20 protein-coding genes and 2 pseudogenes are annotated in these 19029 nt (G+C 70.5%); 16 read left to right on the top strand and 6 right to left on the bottom strand.

The features are described 5' to 3' along the window. Window positions 1-51: 51 nt before the first annotated feature. Together AB0F91_RS04605 and AB0F91_RS04610 are read left to right on the top strand one after the other, a co-directional pair. Window positions 52-1049, top strand: a pseudogene (locus AB0F91_RS04605) (helix-turn-helix domain-containing protein). Then, window positions 1022-1795, top strand: coding sequence for an enoyl-CoA hydratase-related protein (locus tag AB0F91_RS04610; RefSeq protein ID WP_360594693.1), 774 nt, complete (start codon window positions 1022-1024; stop codon window positions 1793-1795). Before AB0F91_RS04605 ends, AB0F91_RS04610 begins: the two are co-directional and overlap by 28 nt. A gap of 36 nt (window positions 1796-1831) precedes the next feature. Here the strand turns inward: AB0F91_RS04610 and AB0F91_RS04615 are convergent, their stop codons facing one another. Continuing rightward, entirely contained in the window at window positions 1832-2371 is a 540-nt protein-coding gene (locus tag AB0F91_RS04615) for an NUDIX hydrolase (protein WP_360594695.1), read from the bottom strand. A 37-nt stretch (window positions 2372-2408) separates the two neighbouring features. Here AB0F91_RS04615 and nucS point away from each other — a divergent pair, with 37 nt between their 5' ends. From nucS to dhaM, 7 genes are all read left to right on the top strand, one after another. Then, window positions 2409-3068 (top strand): endonuclease NucS, encoded by a 660-nt coding sequence (gene nucS, locus AB0F91_RS04620; RefSeq protein ID WP_360594697.1) that lies wholly within the window; start codon window positions 2409-2411, stop codon window positions 3066-3068. A 522-nt stretch (window positions 3069-3590) separates the two neighbouring features. Continuing rightward, window positions 3591-5291 (top strand): sodium:solute symporter family protein, encoded by a 1701-nt coding sequence (locus AB0F91_RS04625; RefSeq protein ID WP_360594699.1) that lies wholly within the window; start codon window positions 3591-3593, stop codon window positions 5289-5291. A gap of 13 nt (window positions 5292-5304) precedes the next feature. After that, window positions 5305-5601, top strand: coding sequence for a hypothetical protein (locus AB0F91_RS04630; RefSeq protein WP_360594701.1), 297 nt, complete (start codon window positions 5305-5307; stop codon window positions 5599-5601). Window positions 5602-5648: 47 nt separating this feature from the next. Beyond that, window positions 5649-6629: a hypothetical protein gene (locus AB0F91_RS04635; protein WP_360594703.1), complete on the top strand. Its 981-nt coding sequence runs from the start codon at window positions 5649-5651 to the stop codon at window positions 6627-6629. Between the two features lie 71 nt (window positions 6630-6700). Next, window positions 6701-7702: a dihydroxyacetone kinase subunit DhaK gene (gene dhaK / locus AB0F91_RS04640; protein WP_360594704.1), complete on the top strand. Its 1002-nt coding sequence runs from the start codon at window positions 6701-6703 to the stop codon at window positions 7700-7702. Next, complete coding sequence (gene dhaL / locus AB0F91_RS04645; RefSeq protein ID WP_360594706.1) at window positions 7702-8328, top strand: dihydroxyacetone kinase subunit DhaL; 627 nt, start codon at window positions 7702-7704, stop codon at window positions 8326-8328. Before dhaK ends, dhaL begins: the two co-directional genes overlap by 1 nt. Further along, the gene (gene dhaM / locus AB0F91_RS04650) at window positions 8325-8999 is read left to right on the top strand and encodes a dihydroxyacetone kinase phosphoryl donor subunit DhaM (protein ID WP_360594708.1); all 675 of its coding nucleotides are present in this window, start codon (window positions 8325-8327) and stop codon (window positions 8997-8999) included. The genes dhaL and dhaM overlap by 4 nt, the downstream gene beginning before the upstream one ends. 614 nt (window positions 9000-9613) lie before the next feature. Here dhaM and AB0F91_RS04655 read toward each other — a convergent pair. Beyond that, entirely contained in the window at window positions 9614-9793 is a 180-nt protein-coding gene (locus tag AB0F91_RS04655) for a hypothetical protein (RefSeq protein WP_360594710.1), read from the bottom strand. 180 nt (window positions 9794-9973) lie between these two features. Here AB0F91_RS04655 and AB0F91_RS04660 point away from each other — a divergent pair, with 180 nt between their 5' ends. Together AB0F91_RS04660 and AB0F91_RS04665 are read left to right on the top strand one after the other, a co-directional pair. Beyond that, on the top strand, window positions 9974-10519 hold the full coding sequence (locus tag AB0F91_RS04660) for a hypothetical protein (RefSeq protein ID WP_360594711.1): 546 nt from the start codon (window positions 9974-9976) through the stop codon (window positions 10517-10519). Continuing rightward, window positions 10500-10784, top strand: a complete 285-nt coding sequence (locus AB0F91_RS04665; protein WP_360594713.1) for a hypothetical protein — start codon at window positions 10500-10502, stop codon at window positions 10782-10784. The genes AB0F91_RS04660 and AB0F91_RS04665 overlap by 20 nt, the downstream gene beginning before the upstream one ends. Here the strand turns inward: AB0F91_RS04665 and AB0F91_RS04670 are convergent. Further along, window positions 10765-11250 carry an Lrp/AsnC family transcriptional regulator gene (locus AB0F91_RS04670; RefSeq protein WP_360594714.1) on the bottom strand — a complete coding sequence of 162 codons (486 nt, stop codon included), beginning with the start codon at window positions 11248-11250 and terminating at the stop codon, window positions 10765-10767. The two genes, AB0F91_RS04665 and AB0F91_RS04670, sit on opposite strands and share 20 nt — an antisense overlap. 60 nt (window positions 11251-11310) lie before the next feature. Here AB0F91_RS04670 and AB0F91_RS04675 point away from each other — a divergent pair. Then, window positions 11311-12424: pseudogene (locus tag AB0F91_RS04675) on the top strand (PLP-dependent transferase). Window positions 12425-12427: 3 nt separating this feature from the next. Here the strand turns inward: AB0F91_RS04675 and AB0F91_RS04680 are convergent. Further along, the gene (locus AB0F91_RS04680; RefSeq protein ID WP_220243781.1) at window positions 12428-12631 is read right to left on the bottom strand and encodes a zinc ribbon domain-containing protein; all 204 of its coding nucleotides are present in this window, start codon (window positions 12629-12631) and stop codon (window positions 12428-12430) included. Between the two features lie 44 nt (window positions 12632-12675). Between AB0F91_RS04680 and AB0F91_RS04685 the strand changes: the two genes are divergently transcribed. Both AB0F91_RS04685 and AB0F91_RS04690 read left to right on the top strand, forming a co-directional pair. Next, complete coding sequence (locus AB0F91_RS04685; protein WP_360594716.1) at window positions 12676-13797, top strand: alkaline phosphatase family protein; 1122 nt, start codon at window positions 12676-12678, stop codon at window positions 13795-13797. Window positions 13798-13935: 138 nt separating this feature from the next. Continuing rightward, window positions 13936-14241 carry a hypothetical protein gene (locus tag AB0F91_RS04690; RefSeq protein ID WP_360594718.1) on the top strand — a complete coding sequence of 102 codons (306 nt, stop codon included), beginning with the start codon at window positions 13936-13938 and terminating at the stop codon, window positions 14239-14241. Between the two features lie 767 nt (window positions 14242-15008). Here the strand turns inward: AB0F91_RS04690 and AB0F91_RS04695 are convergent. After that, window positions 15009-15548 (bottom strand): GNAT family N-acetyltransferase, encoded by a 540-nt coding sequence (locus tag AB0F91_RS04695; RefSeq protein WP_360594720.1) that lies wholly within the window; start codon window positions 15546-15548, stop codon window positions 15009-15011. Here AB0F91_RS04695 and AB0F91_RS04700 point away from each other — a divergent pair. Continuing rightward, window positions 15547-16275, top strand: a complete 729-nt coding sequence (locus AB0F91_RS04700) for an alpha/beta hydrolase (protein ID WP_360594721.1) — start codon at window positions 15547-15549, stop codon at window positions 16273-16275. The genes AB0F91_RS04695 and AB0F91_RS04700 overlap by 2 nt on opposite strands. Here AB0F91_RS04700 and AB0F91_RS04705 read toward each other — a convergent pair. Then, window positions 16272-17099 carry a phosphotransferase gene (locus AB0F91_RS04705; RefSeq protein WP_360594723.1) on the bottom strand — a complete coding sequence of 276 codons (828 nt, stop codon included), beginning with the start codon at window positions 17097-17099 and terminating at the stop codon, window positions 16272-16274. The genes AB0F91_RS04700 and AB0F91_RS04705 overlap by 4 nt on opposite strands. Before the next feature lie 136 nt (window positions 17100-17235). Between AB0F91_RS04705 and ctaD the strand changes: the two genes are divergently transcribed. After that, a complete protein-coding gene (gene ctaD, locus AB0F91_RS04710) occupies window positions 17236-19008 on the top strand; it encodes a cytochrome c oxidase subunit I (protein WP_360594725.1) in 1773 nt (590 codons plus the stop codon). Window positions 19009-19029 lie beyond the last annotated feature (21 nt).

Below are 19029 nucleotides of genomic sequence, written 5' to 3' on the forward strand. Positions count from 1 at the left end.
GCCGGCGTCGAGGGGAGTGGCAGAAGGCGCGCGACCCAGTACTTTTCTGCCATGCGGACGATCGGGGTGCTGCTCCTGCCGGGTACGCGCGCGTTCGACCTCGGGGTGATCGCCGAGGTCTGGGCGCAGGACCGCATGAGAGCGGGATCGGCCCGTTCACCGTGCGGTTGTGCGCCGCGGGCCGGCGGAGCACCTCGCTGTCCCCTTTCGGAGAGGTCACGGCGACGCACGGGTTGACCGAGCTCAACGGCTGCGACCTCGTGCTCGCGCCCGGCCGCGACGAGCCGCACGCTCCCGTGCCGCCCGCCGCGTCGGCCGCGTTGCGCCGGGCCCACCGCGCCGGCGCGACGGTGGCGGGCCTGTGTTCCGGTGCGTTCACCCTCGCGGCAGCGGGTTTGCTCGACGGCCGCCCCGCGACCACGCACTGGTGGGACCTCGACGCACTCGCCGTCGCCGCGCCGCGCGCCCAGCTGCAGCGCGACGTCCTCTACACGGAGTGCGACGGCGTGCTCACCTCTGCGGGCGTGGTCGGCGGTCTTGACCTCTGCCTGCACCTCGTGTGCCGCGGCCACGGCGCCGAGGTCGCCGCGAAACTCGCGCGGCGCCTCGTGATGCCGCCCGCACGCGAAGGTGGCCAACGCCAGTACGTCGATAATCCCTTGCCCGCGGCGTCCTCCCGGCCGGGTCTGTCGTCCACTATGGACTGGGCACGGACGCGGCTGGCCGAGGAGATCGACGTGGCGGACCTGTGCGACCACGCCGGGATGAGCGAGCGGACGTTCCACCGCGAGTTCGCCGCGGCCACGGGCGTCACGCCGGGGCGGTGGCTGCGCGTGCAGCGGGTGCGGCTGGCGCAACGCCTGCTCGAGACCACTGAGCTGCCGGTGGAGCGCGTGGCGCAGCGGTCGGGGCTGGGCACGGCCGCGAACCTGCGCCGGCGGCTGCGCGCGGAGGTCGGCGTCGGGCCCGATTCGTACCGGCGTACGTTCCGTTCCGCGCCCGGCGGCGTTACGGTCGGGGTATGGCCGAGTACGAGCACATCCTCGTGAAGCGCGACGGCGACACGATCACCATCACGATGAACCGCGCCGCGCGGCGCAACTCCCTGTCCGCCGACCACCTGACCGAGCTGCTCGCGGCGTTCCGCGAAGCGGGCACCACCGACGCGACGGGCATCGTCCTCGCCGCCGCCGGCCCGGTCTTCTCCGCGGGCCACGACTTCGGCGACGTCGCGGCGCGCGACCTCATGGGCGTGCGCGAACTGCTGACGTTGTGCACCGAGCTGATGCGCACCATGCAGGTCCTGCCGCAGGTCGTGGTCGCGCGCGTGCACGGCCTGGCGACCGCGGCGGGCTGCCAGCTCGTGGCCTCGTGCGACCTCGCCGTCGCCGCGTCGTCCGCGGGTTTCGCCCTGCCCGGCGGCAAAGGCGGCTGGTTCTGCCACACCCCGGCCGTCCCGGTGGCGCGCTCGATCGGCCGCAAACGCCTGATGGAGTTGGCGTTGACCGGCGACGTCGTCGACGCCGCCACCGCGCTGGACTGGGGTCTGGTCAACTCCGTCGTCCCGGACGAGGAACTCGACGACGCCGTCGCCGCCCTGCTCGCGCGGGCCACGCGCGGCAGCCGGGCGAGCAAGGCCATGGGCAAGCAGACGCTGTACGCCCAGCTCGACCGCCCGGAAGCCGACGCCTACGCCATCGTGCTGGAGGTCATGGCCTCGGCGTCGCAGCTGCCGGGCGCGCGGGAAGGCATGGCGGCGTTCCTGGAGAAGCGCAAGGCGGAGTGGCCGGACTGAGGGGTCGCAACCGCCGGGATTTCAGCCGCGCTGCGTTCACCGACGCTCGTGCAGCAGCAGAAGCGTGTACGCGGCGATCGACTGCGCGTCAGCGATGCCGCCCGCCGAGATCATCTTCTCGACCTCGGTGCGGGTGAACCACGCCGTGGTCATGTCCTGTTCCTCGAGCTCGCGTTCCGGTTCGCCCTCGGTGAGGTCCGTAGCGAGGTAGACGTGGCCGCGCTGGCTCGACATGCCGGGCGCGACTTCCAGCAGCCCGATCTCCGTGACGGTCCCGGCGCACAGGCCCGTTTCCTCGCGCAGCTCGCGGCGGGCGAGCTCGGCGGGCGGCGTTTCGGCGAGGTCGGGCGCCGTGCCCTGGCAGAACTCCCAGCGGCGCTCGCCGACGGGGTAGCGGAACTGGTCGACCAGCAGCACGCGGTCGCCGTCCATCGGGATGATCAGGGCATAGGTCGGTTTGTCGACCACGCCGTAGATGCCTTCGCTGCCGTCGGCGCGGCGGATGGCGTCCTCGCGCACCGTCATCCAGTTGTTCCGGTACACCTCGCGGGTCGCGACACGCTGAATGGGGTCCACTCGCCCAGTATCGCGGAGCCTGTCCTACCCTCGGCGGGTGCGTCTCGTGATCGCTCGCTGCCAGGTCGACTACGCCGGCCGCCTCACCGCCCACCTGCCGATGGCCACGCGCCTGCTCCTGGTCAAGTCGGACGGTTCGGTGTCCGTGCACTCGGACGACCGCGCGTACAAGCCCCTGAACTGGATGAGCCCGCCCTGCTGGCTCATCGAGGACGGCAAGCTGTGGATCGTCGAGAACAAGCAGGGCGAGAAGCTCGTGATCTCGATCGACGAGATCTACCACGACCACGAGCAGGAACTGGGCGCCGAACCGGGCCTGCAGAAGGACGGCGTGGAAGCGCACCTGCAGGAGCTGCTCGCCGAGCACATCAAGACCCTCGGTGACGGCTATACCCTCGTCCGCCGCGAGTTCCCCACCGCGATCGGCCCGGTCGACATCATGGCCCGCGACGCGGACGGCAAATCGGTCGCCGTGGAGATCAAGCGCCGCGGCGAGATCGACGGTGTCGAGCAGCTCACGCGCTACCTCGAGCTTCTCAACCGCGACCCGCTCCTGGCCCCCGTGCAGGGCGTCTTCGCCGCGCAGATCATCAAGCCCCAGGCCCGCACCCTCGCGGAAGATCGCGGCATCCGCTGCCTGACCCTCGACTACGACGCCCTGCGGGGCATCGAATCGGACGAGTTCCGCCTGTTCTGAGCTTTTCGCCGGCCGGCCGAGGTCGGGGCCATGCCAGTCCTCGGATTCCGGCGTACCGCTCTGCCCAACCGCCCGCACCAGATCAAGCAGCGCCGAGTGAGGCGGGTTCCGGGGTGGGTCAGGGTGGCAGCCAACGCGAAGCGCTGGGGTGCGCAAAAGCCCTGGTGAGGTCATGCTTGGGTGTCGCGGCCCAGGTAAGCGCCCCGCAGTGGCGAGTTCCGCCTGTTCTGACCACGGAACTCGCCGCCGCGGACGCCTCGCGGCCGACAACGTCCTAAATGGACCCCATAACCGGCCCCTGATCGCACCTGCGCGTTCGTGAGGTTCCGGTCATCGGTGCCCGCGCCGGCAAGATCACACTCGCCGGCCAGCGGCGTTTCCCCAGCCCACCGACGTGAGTCGAAGGGCTTTTCGCGGATCCCCCGTGTCGGGGTGCCGCTGCGGAAGCCATGCAGTACTGTCCGGATCTGACAGGGCGCTGGTGTTTCCTGTGGGAAAATGTTTGATTCGGAGGTGGCTCGCGTGGAGGTCCTTGCCGACGCGAACCTGCGGCTCGACGCGAGTGCGATCGACTACATCGAGCTGGCGTTCTATTTCGTGCTGGTGCTGGGCATCGGCTATCTCGCTCGCAGGCAGGTGTCGAGCAGTCTCGACTTCTTCCTCTCCGGGCGCTCGCTCCCGGCGTGGGTGACCGGCCTGGCGTTCATCTCGGCCAACCTCGGCGCGATCGAGGTCATGGGCATGTCCGCCAACGGCGCCGAGTACGGGCTGCCGACGGCGCACTACTTCTGGATCGGCGCGATCCCCGCGATGCTGTTCCTCGGCGTCGTGATGATGCCGTTCTACTACGGCTCCAAGGTGCGCAGCGTCCCCGAGTTCATGCTCCGGCGCTTCGGGCCCACGGCCCACTGGGTCAACGGCGCCAGCTTCGCGCTCGCCCAGATCCTCATCGCGGGCGCCAACCTGTACCTGCTGGCCAGCGTCGTGAACCTGTTGCTGGGCTGGCCGATCTGGGTCTCGATCATCATCGCGGCCGTCATCGTGCTCACCTACACCGCGCTCGGTGGCCTCTCCGCGGCCATCTACAACGAGGTGCTGCAGTTCTTCGTGATCCTCGCGGCGCTGATCCCCCTCACGATCGTCGGCCTGTACAAGGTCGGTGGTTGGAACGGCCTCATCGAGAAGGTGACCAACAGCCCGGGCGGCGTCGCGCAGACGCACTCGTGGCCGGGAAACCAGCTGACCGGGTTCGGCAGCAATTTCCTGTCGGTGCTGGGTCTCGTGTTCGGCCTCGGGTTCGTGCTCTCGTTCGGGTACTGGACCACGAACTTCGTCGAGGTTCAGCGCGCGATGGCGTCGAAGAGCATGTCGGCCGCACGGCGCACGCCGATCATCGGTTCGTTCCCGAAGATGTTCATCCCGTTCGTGGTGATCATCCCGGGCATGGTCGCGGCCGTGACCGTGACGGAGCTGCAGGGCGCGAACAAGCAGGCCCTGCTCGACGGCAAGCCCGCACCCAGCGGCGCGACGTTCAACGACGCGCTCCTGCTGCTGATGCGCGACGTGCTGCCGAACGGCATCCTCGGCGTGGCGATCGCGGGCCTGCTCGCGTCGTTCATGGCCGGCATGGCGGCGAACCTCAGCTCGTTCAACACCGTGTTCACCTACGACATCTTCCAGACCTACATCGTGAAGAACCGGCCGGACAAGTTCTACCTGAACACCGGCCGCGTGGTGACCATGGTCGCGACCGTCCTGGCGATCGGCACGGCGTTCATCGCGTCGACGTACTCGAACCTGATGGACTACCTGCAGACGCTGTTCTCGTTCTTCAACGCGCCGTTGTTCGCCACGTTCATCCTCGGCATGTTCTGGAAGCGGATGAGCAAGGCAGCCGGCTGGTCCGGCCTGGTGTTGGGGACCTTGGCGGCCATCGTGGTGTTCGTGCTCAATGAGACCGGTGCCATTTCCCTGCCGGGCCAGGGCAGCAGCTTCGTGGCCGCGATCGCGGCGTTCCTCGTCGACATCGTGGTGAGCGTGGGCGTCACGTACCTGACGCCGCCCAAGCCGGAGTCGGAACTGGTGGGCCTGGTCTACTCGCTCACGCCGCGCAATTCGCTCAAGCACGAGACCACCGGCGAAGACGCGGGCTGGTACCGCAAGCCGGTGCTGCTGGCCGGCATCGCGGCCGTCATCACCATCGTCCTGAACTTCGCCTTCTAGGAGGACGACCGCCATGGCAACCGAATCCACACCGCGGGCGCGCAAGGCCGGTGCGTTCGACATCCGCCTGATCATCGCCCTGCTGACCGGCGTGTACGGCATCATCCTCACGGTGATGGGCGCGGCGTTCGACACCCAGGCCGACCGCGTGAAGTCGGCCGGGGTGAACATCAACCTGTGGGCCGGCATCGCCCTGCTGATCTTCACGGCGCTGTTCGTCCTGTGGGCGCGGCTGCGCCCGATCGTCGTGCCGTCGCAGACCGAGCAGCCCGACGAGGACGAGACCACCGAACCGCCTTCCGCCGGATAGGCGGGTTGTCCGGACAGCCGGGGCCGGCTGCCGCTACCGTGCTCCGCGTGGCGCACGATCTCAAACTCGGCCGGCTGTTTCCCCTGGTGGTGGCCGGTGTCCTCGTCCTGACCGCCTGTGGCGGCCCGCAGCTGGGCAAGGAGAACTTCCCCCGCACCACCGTCCCCGCCGCGAGCGGGGACGGTGGCAGCGGGCCGATCACCGACGCCGCGGTCGCCGTGGCGGCGCTGCGCCCGGTGCTGCCGTGCCAGTTCCTCGACGCCACGTCGCTCTCCGCGCTGGGCACGCCCGAGGGTGAGCCCACGGCGTCGAGCGTCCGGTTCGACGAGTGCAGCACCAAGGTGCGCGACGCCGGTGGCAAGGAACTCTCGGTCGACGTGCAGCTCGGCGCGATCGTGCTGTTCGCATCCGACAAGACCACGGGCCAGGTCGGCGGCCTGCCACAGGTCGAGGTGCCCGACACCACGGGCGGTTCGTGCGAGGTCAGCGCGCTCACCTCACGCGATCCGAGCCTCGGTCTCGCGTTCGAGATCGATTACCCGGGTGGCGATCCGTGCCGTGCGGGACGAACCTTGCTCGCTCCCGCCGTGGACAAGCTGCACAACTCCCCGCAGAACTACCCGGACGTCAAGGGATCCGTGCTCACGGCCGACGCGTGCGAGGTGCTCGACCAATCCGCCGTGGACGCCGTGCTGAAGGGCACGAAGGGCGGGGCGACCGGGCTGCACAGCTGCCAATGGGGCAACAGCCCGAACATCACGGTGATGTTCTTCCCGGCCCTTCCGCCGCTGGAGGGCGACGGCTGGCTGAAGGCCGACGTCGGCGGCGCGAACCAGGCGTACGCGAAGAAGGGCACGGCCGGCACGGACTGCAAGGTCGAGTGGCAGCACCGGCCGTGGCAGGGCGACCACGTGGAAGTGGTCCAGGTGGGATTCACCGACTACGACCTCAAGCCGGGCACCGGCGACCCGTGTGCGACGGCGACCACGCTGGCGAAAAGCGTCGCGGGGAACGTCCCGCGGCCCTGAAGCTTGGCAGCGGGCCGGTGTCGGCGGCTAGGTTGGGAGCACCCACCACGCCGACGTGACGGAGGCCCGCCATGAAGAAGATCATCAACGATCCGGCGACAGTGGTCGCGGACTCCTTGAGAGGCCTCGCCGTCGCCCACGCCGACATCCTCCGCGTCCGGGACGACCCGGCCGTCGTGGTGCGGGCCGACGCCCCGGTGCCGCGCAAGGTCGCCGTCATCTCGGGTGGCGGCTCCGGCCACGAACCGCTGCACGGCGGCTTCGTCGGGCGCGGCATGCTCGACGCGGCCGTCCCCGGCGCGGTGTTCACGTCGCCGACCCCGGACGCGGTGCAGGCCGCGGTCGCCGCGACGACCGGGCCGTCCGGTGCGTTGCTGATCGTGAAGAACTACACCGGCGACGTGCTGAACTTCGAGACCGCCGCCGAGCTGGCCGCGGCCGAGGACCTGGACGTGCGCAGCGTCGTGATCGACGACGACGTCGCGGTGAAGGACTCGACCTACACCGCCGGGCGCCGTGGCGTCGGCGGGACCGTGCTGCTGGAGAAGATCGTGGGCGCGGCCGCGGAACGGGGCGACTCGCTCGACGCCGTGGAGGCGCTGGCGCGCAAGGTCGTCGGGCAGGTGCGGTCGATCGGGATGGCGTTGAGCGCGCCGATCGTGCCGCACGTCGGCGAGCCGAGCTTCGACCTGGGGCCGGACGAGATCGAGTTCGGCATCGGCATCCACGGCGAGCCGGGCCGCGAGCGTATCCCGGCCGAGCCGGCCGACGCGCTGGTGGCGCGGATGGTCGAGGCCGTCGTTTCGGACCTGCCGTACGAGCCGGGCGACAAGGTGCTGCTGTTCACCAACTCCATGGGCGCCACGCCGTTGGTGGAGCTTTACCTCGCGCACGGCATCGCCGAGCGGCTGCTGGCCGAGCGTGGGATCGTGGTCGAGCGCAGGCTGGTCGGCCCGTACATCACGAGTCTCGAAATGCAGGGGATGAGCCTGACGCTGCTGAAGCTGGACGACGAGCTGACCGAGCTGTGGGACGCGCCCGTGTGGACGCCCGCGCTGCGGTGGGGGATCTGATGGGTTGTTCTTCCGAAGGAGTCGCGGCCGCGCTGCGAGCCGCGGCCGAGGTCGCGGCCGAGCACCGCTCCGAGCTGGTGGAGCTCGACCGCGCCATCGGCGACGGCGACCACGGCGAGAACCTGAGCCGCGGGTTTACCGCGATCGTGTCGGCCCTGGAGACGGAGGTGCCCGCCACCCCGGCGAGCGTCGCCAAACTGGCGGCCACCACGTTGATCTCGAAGGTCGGCGGCGCGGCGGGACCGTTGTACGGCACGGCTTTTCTGCGCGCGTCGACTCGCCTGGGCGACGCGGCTTCGATCGACGTGCCGCTGCTGGTGGCCGCTCTGCAGGCCGCTTTGGACGGTGTCCAGGCGCGCGGCAAAGCGGTGGGCGGCGACGCGACGATGGTCGACGCCTTGATTCCGGCCGTCTCCGCGGCCGCCGCCTGCCCCGCGGACGCTTCGATCGCGGACGTGCTGACCGCGGCGGCCGACGCGGCCGACCGCGGTGCCGAGTCCACAGTGGACCTGGTGCCGCGCAAGGGCCGGGCTTCGTATCTGGGCGAACGCGCCGTCGGCCACATGGACCCAGGCGCCCGCTCCACGGCGCTGCTGCTGCGCGCATTCGCGGAGGCCGCCCGGTGACCGTGGGTATCGTGCTCGTCTCGCACAGCGCCAAACTGGCCGAAGGCCTGGCCGACCTGGCCGCTCAAATGGCCCCCGACGTCCGCATCGTCGCCGCCGGCGGCCTCCCCGACGACGGCGGCATCGGCACCGACTACGACGAAGTCGTGGCCGCCACCCAGCGCGCCGACTCCGGCGACGGCGTGGTGCTGCTGTACGACCTGGGCAGCGCGCAGATGACGGCCGAGCTGGCGGTGGAGTCCCTGTCGGGTGGTCTTGCCGCCCTGGTCGCCGACGGCCCCCTGGTGGAGGGCGCCATCGCGGCCGCCGTCGCCGCTCAGGGTGGGGCGGACCGCAAGACGGTGGCCGCTGCCGCCGCCGGTGCCGGCCTGGCTCCGGACCTCGCCGCGGTGGACGCTCCCGGTGATGCCCAGGAGAAGGAACTCACGCTGACGAACGAGGTCGGCCTCCACGCCCGTCCCGCCGCCGTGCTGGTCCGCAGCTTGGCCTCCGTGGAAGCCGAGGTGACGATCCGTCTGGGCGACCAGGAAGCCGACGCCCACAGCGTGCTGGCCCTCATGTCCCTCGGCGCCCGCCAGGGCGACCACATCGTGGTGCGCGCCCGGGGGCCGGAGGCTTCGGACGCGCTCGCCAAGGTGACTGGTCTGGTGGAGTCGAACTTCGGAGAGTAGCGGTGCTGCGAACCACCCCCGCCCTCCCCAACGGGTTTCGGTAAAGGTTCTGGGCTGGTGAAGGGCGGACACGGCTCCTGGTTGATCATGGGAACGTCTGAGTCGCATGATCGGCTGAGAGTCGTGTCCGCGCAATCAGTGGCACATCGAAAACATGCTCCGCCGGGACCGCGACGTCCACCTACGCCTGAGATCACACCCGCGCTCGCACCGGACCTCACACCAGCGCGACCCCGCGCAACCTCGCACCAGCGCAGTCCGCGACACCGGCGGGCGCGACCTCGCTGCCGGAATGCGCCACGAGATCGCGAGCCGCCAACCGCCCGCTCATCCTGCCCGGCATCCACGCCCAAAACGCCATAACCGCTTGGCCGGAGCCCTCGTCCTGCCGGAATCCCCGTTCTGCCGGAGCCGCCGTTCTGCCGGAGCCCCGCCCTCCCAAGGGGGGCGTGCCCATGTCCATTCTATCGACCCACCCCGACAAAATCGGTGACCGAGCGCCGGATCGCCTCAGTTGTCCACAACTCGGCATACCTGTGGACAACTGAGGCAACCCTGGCGTTCTCGGCCACCGACCACTCGCGCATTCCGGCAATTCACAAACCGGAATGCCCTCACGACGCCAACGTGATCCCCAGCCAGATTGCCCCGATCACGGCCGCCCCGCACAGCGCGGCGAGCAGCAGCATCACCGTGCTGATCTGCCCCGGCTGGCGCGGCAGTCGCATCGGTTGTGTCGGCGGACCCCAGTAATCCTGGGAATTCTGTCCGGCCGGTCCGGTCGTGCTCGTCACGGCGCTACCTCCGTACCTCGACCGGCAAATCCTTCGTGGTCCGGACGACCGGGCCGGCCGCGATTTCCGTTACCGGAATCGGTAGTGGGCTTTTTGCCGAGTTCCGATCGGGAGAAATCGTCGCGGTCGGTATTCGCGCTGTTCTCCGGAGTTGTCGGTGCCGAGCGATACCCTCGCGCGGTGAACCTCCCGACCGAGTTCGGTGCTCTGACCGAGCACGCGCGCACCGCGGTGCGCCTTCACCCCGCGCAAGGCGAGCCCGCCGTCGGCGAAAGTCACCTCGGCGGCCCCCTGCTGTGGCCCGCGAGCGAGCCGTGGCCCACGTGCCCCGTCACCTGGCCGCCGAAGCCCGAAGCGACCGACGACGGCTGGACCGGCGGCCACCCGGACGACGAGCCCGTGCCGGCGATGGTCGGCGCCGCGCAGCTGTACCGCCGCGACTTCCCCGAGCTGCTGTTCCCCGACGGCACGGACCTGGCGCAGGTGCTGCTGTGCCCGACTTTGCACACCAGTAAGCACCACTACGGCCCCGCCGTACGCCTGGTCTGGCGCGACTCGAAAACCGTCGGCGAAGTCGCCGAAGCGCCGGAGCCACCTGCAGACGCGGACGACATGTTCCTGCCCCGGCCACGCGTCCTCGATCCGTGCCGGTTGGAAGAATTCCCCTACGTCGAGGAGTTTCCCCGAGGCCGCCGCGGAGCTGGGATTGCCGGCGAGCCGCGATGACGTCGAGTACGAGCTCGGCCAGTTCTCGAAAGTCGGCGGCTGGACGGCTTGGTACGGCGAGGATCCGCAAGACCTGAGCTGCCGCGAGTGCGGCGCGCGCCTGCGTCAGGCGATCGCGCTGGCGACGCAGGAGGACGAGGTGCCGTGCGGGTGTGAGCGGCGCGACGACGAGGAAGCCGGCTGGGAGTTCGGCGAGCAGGGCGCGCTGAACATCTTTCTGTGTCCCACCGACCCCCGGCACCCCGTCAAGGTGCGGACGGAGTAGGCGGCAGCAACGCCCCACCACTCCAATGCTGGAACACCAGATTCGTGTGCACGCGCGCGACCTCGTCGCGGGCCGTGAGCTCGTCCAGCACCAGCCGCTGGAGTTCGGTGGCCGAGCTGGTGGCCACGTGCGCCAGGAAGTCGTCCGGACCGGTGAGGTGGTAGACGGCGCGCACCTCGGGCAGGGCGAGCAGGTCGGCGACGAAGGGGTCCACCAGCTGGCGTCGGTGCGGGCGGACCTGCACGAACAGGAACGCCTCCAGTGGACGCCCGAGCTTGGCGGGGTCGGCCTGCGCGTGCTGGCCCGTGATCACGCCCGTGTCGCGCAGGCGCGCCACGCGGTCCAGGCACGTGGACGGCGCGATGCCGACAGCGGCGGCGAGGTCCTTGTTGGACGTCCGGGCATCGTTCTGCAGCACGCGCAGGATCTCGAGGTCCACCGGACTCAGTTCGACAGACTCGGTCACGCCCCGAATGATATCCGAAACCATTGCACCAAATCCGCATGATGACCGAACCTTCGGACCATGACGAACGCGCTGCGCACCCGAGCCGTCCACGCCGGCCGTGACGACCTGACCGACCTGGGCCTGCACGCCGTACCCCTCGACTTCTCGACGACGTACCCGTCCCGCGACAGCGCGGCCGAGGCCCTGCGGATCGACGAGTTCTCGTCCGGCGGCGAGGTCTCCGGCATCTACGGCCGCGTCAGCAACTCGACGGTCGAGCGGTTCGAGCGCGCGCTGGCCGAGCTCGAGGGTTTCGACCACGCGGTGGCGTTCGCGAGCGGGATGGCGGCGGTGTCCGCGTGCCTGCTTTCCGCCGCGTCGCAGGGAAAACGGCACATCGTCGGCATCCGGCCGCTGTACGGGTCGACCGATCACCTGCTGACGTCCGGGCTGCTCGGCACCGAGGTCACCCTGGGTGGCGCCCGGTGAAGTGGCCGCAGCGCTCAGGCCGGACACCGGTCTCGTGTTCGTCGAGACGCCCGCCAACCCGACGCTCACCGAGCTCGATGTCAAGGCCCTCGTCGAGGCGTGCGGCGACGTGCCCGTGCTCGTCGACAACACTTTCGCCACGCCCGTCCTGCAACGCCCCGGCCGCCAGGGTGCGCGCCTCGTGCTGCACAGCGCGACGAAGTTCCTCGGCGGCCACGGCGACGTGATGGGCGGCATCGTCGCGTGCGACGCGGAGGAAGCCGCGCGGCTGCGGGGAATCCGCTTCGCCACGGGCGCCGTGCTGCACCCGCTGGCGGGATATCTGTTGCTGCGCGGGCTTTCGACCCTCCCGCTGCGCGTCACGGCCGCTTCGGCGACCGCGGCCGTGCTGGCCGAGCGGCTCACCCGGCACGAAGCGGTACGCGCCGTCCACTACCCGAAGCTGGGCGGGCCGCTCGTCGCGTTCGAGGTGGCGGGCGACCCGCACGCGCTGATCGCCGCCGTCCGGCTGATCACGCCGGCGGTGAGCCTCGGCAGCGTCGACACGCTCATCCAGCACCCGGCGTCGCTCACACACCGGGTCGTCGCCGAGAGCGACCGCGAGGCGGCGGGCATCACCCACGGGCTGATCCGGCTCTCGGCCGGGCTCGAGGACGTCGAGGACCTCTGGCACGACCTCGACCAGGCGCTGAAGGCCTGCTGACCGTCAGCCGCCGCAGCACCCGCCGCCGCAGCAGCCACCCGACGGTGCGGGGCTCGCGGCGGAGCCGGTGAGCGCGACGGTGGTCAGCAGCTTCACGGTGTCGGTGTGCCCCTCGGGACACGGTGCCGGAGCGCCGGATTCGCTCATCGGCCGTTGCAGCTCGAACGTGTCGGTGCAGTCGCGGCAGCGGTAGGCGTAAGTGGGCATGCGTCGATTATCGCTGCCGGGCAAGCGGGTGGGAAGCTGTCTTCGTGGACGTTCCCCAGATCACGGACCTGCCGCACCTCGGCCAGGTCGTCCCCGCGGTGCTGGGCGCGCTCGGCGTCCCGGGCGAGGCAGGTTCCCTGGCGCTGCCGGAGGCTCGCAGTGCGTGTGTGCTGCTCATCGACGGCCTCGGCTGGCAGCTCCTCGCCGAGCACGCCGCCGACGCGCCCGTGCTCACGGAGCTCGCGAAGAGCCCGCTGCGCGTCGGCTTCCCGTCGACCACGGCGGCCGGCGTCGCCGCGATCGGCACCGGCCTGGCGTCGGGGGAGCACGGGATGGTCGGGTACACGTTCGAGGTGCCGGGCACGGGCGTGCTCAACGCCCTGCGCTGGCGCTCCCACGAAGACGGCAGCGACCTGCGCGGCGCCCTCCCGCCCCGCTCGGTCCAGCCGCTTCCGACGACTTTCGAACGCGCCGCCGCGGCCGGCCTCGACGCCGCCGTCGTGTCGTCCGCCCAGTTCGCCGACACGGCGCTGACCCGCGCCACCCAGAGCGGCGCGCGCTACGCAGGCGTCCACGCGCTGGGCGACCTCGCCGCGCGGACGCTGGAGGTCCTCGCGTCGCGGTCGTTCTGCTACGCCTACCACAGCGAACTCGACCTGCTCGGCCACCTCTACGGCCCCGGCTCCATCGCCTGGCGCATGCAGCTGCGGCACGTCGACCGCCTCGTGGAGTCCCTTGTGGACGGCCTCCCCGCGGGCGCTCTGCTGGCCGTCGTCGCCGACCACGGCATGGTGACCGTGGACGACAAGCTCGACCTCGAGGACACCCCGGAGCTGCTGGAAGGCGTCCGTGCCTTCGGCGGCGAGGTCCGCGCCCGCCACGTCTACACAGAAGCGGGCGCGGCTGCCGACGTCCTCGCGGCCTGGCAGTCCGTCCTCGGCACGCGCGCCTGGGTCCTGCCCCGCGACGAAGCCATCGCGCAGGGCTGGTTCGGCACCGTGAGCGACCGCGTGCGCCCCCGTATCGGCGACGTCGTCGCGGCGGCCCAGGGCACGTTCGGCATGGTCCGCGGCCTGGCCGAAGCAGTGGAGACGTCGCTGATCGGCCAGCACGGCTCGCTGACGGAGGCTGAGCAGCTGGTGCCGCTGGCCCTCGCGCAGGGCTGACCCGGCCGGCGCGCTTCCTCGAAACACGGCGACTCGGGCCCCGCGACTCGGCCCGAGCCCGGCGGTCGTCGCTCGGTCGCCACGGCAAGGTGGACCATGCTCTGCGGCCCACTGATCGCTCCGGTTAACGTGGTTCCCGTGCCCCGACACCATCGCCCCGGCCGAGACCGGCACGCTCGTGCCGAGCAGCCCGACCTCGGCGCGGCCAGCGGATGGGCACACGCCGAGTCCGGCCCCGACGGCGAGTGGCTGGTGCGCACCGTGCCCGGCTCCCACGCGACCAAGACGTACCGCTGCCCCGGCTGCGACCACGAGATCCGCCCCGGCACGCCCCACGTCGTGGTGTGGCCCGCCGACGAAACCGGTTCCGTCGCCGACCGCCGCCACTGGCACCGCACCTGCTGGGACGCCCGCGCCCGTCGGCGCCCGAACCGCCGCTGGTAGCCCGGAAGGTCGCGGCCGGAGGGTGGCGGGCGGTGCGGTGATGAAGGTGGAGCCAGGGGAGGGTGCTCGCGTGGCTTGCTGTGATGTCCGTGGCTCGGATCGGTGCGGGGTGGGCAGGGAAGGGGCGGGCCGGAGGGCGTGAGGCAGCGGCCTTGACGTAGGCGGAGCCAGGGGGAACGCGCTTGCCTGGCCCGCTGCGACGCCGCGCCCAGGACCGATGCGGAGGGGACCAGGAGGGGCGTGCCGCGCTGCTGGGCGGGCTGTGCCTTGATAAAGGCGGAGCCAGGGGACGGTGCTTGCGTGGCTTGCTGTGATGTCCGCGGCTCCGATCGGCGCGGGTGGCCGGGAAGGGGCCGGCCGGAGGGCGTGAGGCAGCGGCCTCGAGGTAGGCGGTGCCAGGGGAACGTGCTTGCCTGGCTTGCTGCGGTGCCCGCGCCCGGGACCGGTGCGGGGGCGGCCCAGGAGGGGCGCCGCCAAAGGGCGGGAGGCAGTGCCTTCATGAAGGCGGCCATGGAAGGTGCTTGCCGGCCCGCTGCAACGCCCGCGGCCCGGACCGGCGGCCAGAACTGCGCTTCGGGCACGGTCGCCGACCAGCGGATGGGCGACCCGACGCTCGCCAAGTGGTGCCTGCCTGTCCGCACCGGCATCGAGGAGCCGGGGCGCCCGCACCGGATGCCCACTGCCCAGCCGGGGCGGTGGCCCGAATCGGCGTCAGCCGGTGCCCGCGCCGCCAGAACCGGCGCGCCGACCGTGGCGCGGCCCGACCCTCATCGGCGGAAATGTCGCGAAACCGCCCCCTCGTACACCTCCTCCTCGAACCGCGTGAACCCCAGCCGGTCCACCACCCGCAGCGATGGCGCGTTCGTCGCGTTCACGCTGATCAGCACCGGCATCTCCGGCAGTTCCCGCTCAGCCCACTCCACGGCGGCGCCCGCTGCCTCCACGGCGTACCCCCGCCCCCACGCCGACGGCGCGAAGCGGTACGCCAGGTTCAGCACCCGCTCACCGCGGAACAGCCGCAGCCGCACCCCCGTCAGGCCCAGGATCTCGGCCCCGTCCTGCTCCCGCACGGCGCAGTAGCCGAACCCGTGCTCGGTCCAGTGCGCCAGCCACGAGTCGAACAGCAGGTCGCCGGTCGGAGTGTCCGGCGGGTCCGGGTTGAAGCGGTGCGTTGCCAGGTCCGTCTGGATGGCGACGACGGCGGCGCGGTCCTCCTCGGTGAACGGTCGCAACACGAGCCGTGAAGTCTCGATCTCCCTCAGCACACCCCGCACGCTAGCGGCGGGGTCCGACAGAATCGCCGTCATGACCGAACTGCCGCTCCTGCTGCTGCACGCCTTCCCCCTTGACGCCCGCATGTGGGACTCCGTCCGCGCGCCCCTGGCCGAGCGCCTGCGGCTGATCACGCCGGACCAGCGCGGCCTGGGCCGCAGCCCGCTGCCGGAGACCGACCGCGAGCCGAGCCTCGACGACGCTGCGCGCGACGTCCTCGCGCTGCTTGATCGGCTGGAGCTGGACGAAGTGGTGCTCGGCGGCTGTTCCATGGGTGGTTACCTCGCCCTCGCCCTGCTGAAAGCCGCCCCCGAACGCGTCGCCGGACTCGTGCTCATCGACACCAAAGCCACCGCCGACGCACCCGAAGCGGCCGAAAACCGCCTCAAGGTCGCCGAACGCGCCGAGACCGAGGGTGTCCGGGGGTGGCTTGCCGACGCGAACCTCCCGAACCTCCTGCACAACCAGGAACCCGCCCCACGCGTGCGCGAGCTCATCGACGCCCAGCCGCCCGCCGGGGTCGCGTGGGCGGCGCGCGCGATGCGCAACCGGCCCGATTCGCTCGACGTGCTGCGCAAGTCCGACGTGCCCGCGCTCGTCATCGTCGGCGAGGAGGACAAGCTCACCCCCGTCGAGGAAGCCGGCAAGATGGTCGACGCCCTCGACGAAGCCATGCTCGTCGTCCTGCCCGGCGCCGGCCACCTCACGCCGCTCGAAGACCCGGCGGGCGTCGTCGAGGCGATCCTCGGCTGGTACGCCTAGAAGTAGTCCGCCAGGGCCGCGCGCGCTTCGCCGAGCCGCGCGGGCCAGCGCAGCGCGAGCAAATACCGCCACACCACCACGAACAGCTCGCGCAACCGCAGACACGCCTCGACCGAAGCCGCATCCACCACGTCCGGATACGCGGCCGCGAACGACGGTCCGCCCTGTTTCGCCAGGATCGCGAGGTCCCAGGCGAGCGGTCCGCGCCAGGTATCTTCGAAATCCAGCCAGCACGGCCCGTCCGCGGTCGCGATGACGTTGCCCGGGTGCGCATCGCCGTGCAGGGCCTGGATCCGGTCCGCCGGCAGCGCGGCCGCGAGCCGCAACGCCTCGGCGCGCAGGGAATCCGCGGCACCGTCCATCATGGCCCCGTGCCGGTCGAGCGCGCCCAGGAGCTCGTCGACGGGCCCGCGCACGGGAAGTTCGTCCGGATAGGCACGAAGTGCCGCGTGGACCGTCGCGAGTGAACTCGCGACTTCGCCCGGCGTGTGCCGAAGGTCCGGATCGTGCGGCGTCCAGTGCCAGAGCGTCACCGGCAGCCCGTCGGCGAAATGGGGTCCGGCCGGGGGATCCGTGGTGGGTGAGACGACGAGCACACCACTCTGCGTGAGGTGCCGCGAAACGGCGACGTCGCGCTCGAGCCAGGCCGTCGCGTCGGGTCGCAGCAGGCGCGTCGTCCCAGGCACCCTCGCGACGACGGGACCCAGTCTCACCAGCACGTTCGAGCGTTCGTGGAGGACCTCGGCGGACTCCGTCGCAAGGCCGAGGCGGCGGGCCACCGAGAGGGCCGCGCCGAGTGCGGAAGCCGTGTACGGGTCGGCCATGCGGTGATCTAAGCAGCCGGTGCGAGCGACGGTGGGTAGCGAGGGCTACGATCCCTCTAGCCGTCGGATCGGGCCCGTCCCGACCCCCGGCGACCCGGACGATGACCACCACAAGGTTTCAGTGTTGGAGGCAGGAGTGACGGCCGTAGCCCCCAAGCCGATCGCAACGCGCCCATACCCCGCGCGCGAGACGGTTAAGGGTTCGTACCTGCTGCGGTTGTTCCGCACGACGGACCACAAGCAGATCGGCATCATGTACCTGGTCACCTCGTTCGCCTTCTTCATGGCGGGCGGGGCGATGGCCATGCTGATCCGCACGGAGCTGGCCCGGCCGGGCCAGCAGTTCCTGTCGCAGGAGCAGTACAACCAGCTGTTCACCATGCACGGCACGGTGATGCTGCTGCTGTACGCGACCCCGATCCTCTTCGGGTTCGCCAACTTCGTGCTGCCACTGCAGATCGGTTCGCCCGACGTCGCGTTCCCGCGGCTCAACGCGTTCTCGTACTGGCTCTACCTCTTCGGTGGGCTGATCGTCCTTTCCGGATTCCTGACGCCGGGTGGCGCCGCCGACTTCGGCTGGTTCGCCTACACGCCGCTGTCGGACGCGATCCACTCGCCGGGCGTCGGCGCCGACCTCTGGATCTCCGGCCTGATCGTCTCCGGTCTGGGCACGATCCTCGGTGCGGTCAACATGGTCACCACCGTGGTCTGCCTGCGCGCGCCTGGCATGACGATGTACCGGATGCCGATCTTCACCTGGAACATCCTGGTCACGAGCATCCTGATCCTGCTCGCGTTCCCGATCCTGACGGCGGCCCTGTTCGGCCTGCTGGCGGACCGGCATCTCGGGGCACACGTCTTCGACCCGGCCAACGGCGGGGTGATCCTCTGGCAGCACCTGTTCTGGTTCTTCGGTCACCCAGAGGTGTACATCGTCGCCCTGCCGTTCTTCGGGATCGTGTCGGAGATCTTCCCGGTCTTCAGCCGCAAGCCGGTGTTCGGGTACAAGGGCCTGGTCTTCGCGACGCTGGCGATCGCGGCCCTGTCCGTGGCGGTGTGGGCGCACCACATGTACGCCACCGGCGCCGTGCTGCTGCCGTTCTTCTCCTTCATGACCTTCCTGATCGCGGTCCCGACCGGTGTGAAGTTCTTCAACTGGATCGGCACGATGTGGAAGGGCCAGCTGTCCTTCGAGACGCCGATGATCTTCTCGATGGGCTTCATCGTCACGTTCCTGTTCGGCGGCCTGACCGGCATCCTGCTCGCCGCGCCCGCCATCGACTTCCACGTGTCCGACAGCTACTTCGTGGTGGCGCACTTCCACTACGTCCTCTACGGCACCATCGTGTTCGCCACCTTCGCCGGCATCTACTTCTGGTTCCCGAAGATCACGGGCCGGATGATGGACGAGAAGCTCGGCAAGTGGCACTTCTGGACCACGTTCATCGGCTTCCACGGCACGTTCCTGGTGCAGCACTGGCTGGGTGCCGAGGGCATGCCCCGCCGGTACGCGGACTACCTGGCCAGCGACGGGTTCACCACTCTGAACACGATCTCCACGATCGGCGCGTACATCCTCGGTGCGTCCACGCTGCCGTTCATCTGGAACGTGTTCAAGAGCTACCGCTACGGCGAGATCGTCACGGTCGACGACCCGTGGGGCTATGGCAACTCCCTCGAATGGGCCACGTCGTGCCCGCCGCCGCGACACAACTTCACCGAACTGCCGCGCATCCGCTCCGAACGTCCCGCGTTCGAGCTGCACTACCCGCACATGGTCGAGCGCATGCACGCCGAAGGTGAGATCGGCTTCTTCGGCAAGCCGCGCCACCAGGCCGCGCCGTCGCAGAAGCTGGTCGACGCGACCATGCCGGGTGACCACAGCAACGACAACTCGGGCGAGCAGTAAAAAGCCCGTTTGACCGCGGAG

This window comes from Amycolatopsis sp. NPDC023774, assembly GCF_040639695.1.
Classification (GTDB): Bacteria; Actinomycetota; Actinomycetes; order Mycobacteriales; family Pseudonocardiaceae; genus Amycolatopsis.

Bases quoted from the DNA above. Each gene is read 5' to 3' on its own strand.
- AB0F91_RS04610 (WP_360594693.1), top strand. From the start codon at position 1,022: ATGGCCGAGTACGAGCACATCCTCGTGAAGCGCGACGGCGACACGATC.
- AB0F91_RS04630 (WP_360594701.1), top strand. From the start codon at position 5,305: ATGGCAACCGAATCCACACCGCGGGCGCGCAAGGCCGGTGCGTTCGAC.
- dhaK (WP_360594704.1), top strand. From the start codon at position 6,701: ATGAAGAAGATCATCAACGATCCGGCGACAGTGGTCGCGGACTCCTTG.
- dhaL (WP_360594706.1), top strand. From the start codon at position 7,702: ATGGGTTGTTCTTCCGAAGGAGTCGCGGCCGCGCTGCGAGCCGCGGCC.
- AB0F91_RS04680 (WP_220243781.1), bottom strand. From the start codon at position 12,631: ATGCCCACTTACGCCTACCGCTGCCGCGACTGCACCGACACGTTCGAG.
- AB0F91_RS04700 (WP_360594721.1), top strand. From the start codon at position 15,547: ATGACCGAACTGCCGCTCCTGCTGCTGCACGCCTTCCCCCTTGACGCC.
- AB0F91_RS04695 (WP_360594720.1), bottom strand. From the start codon at position 15,548: ATGACGGCGATTCTGTCGGACCCCGCCGCTAGCGTGCGGGGTGTGCTG.
- AB0F91_RS04705 (WP_360594723.1), bottom strand. From the start codon at position 17,099: ATGGCCGACCCGTACACGGCTTCCGCACTCGGCGCGGCCCTCTCGGTG.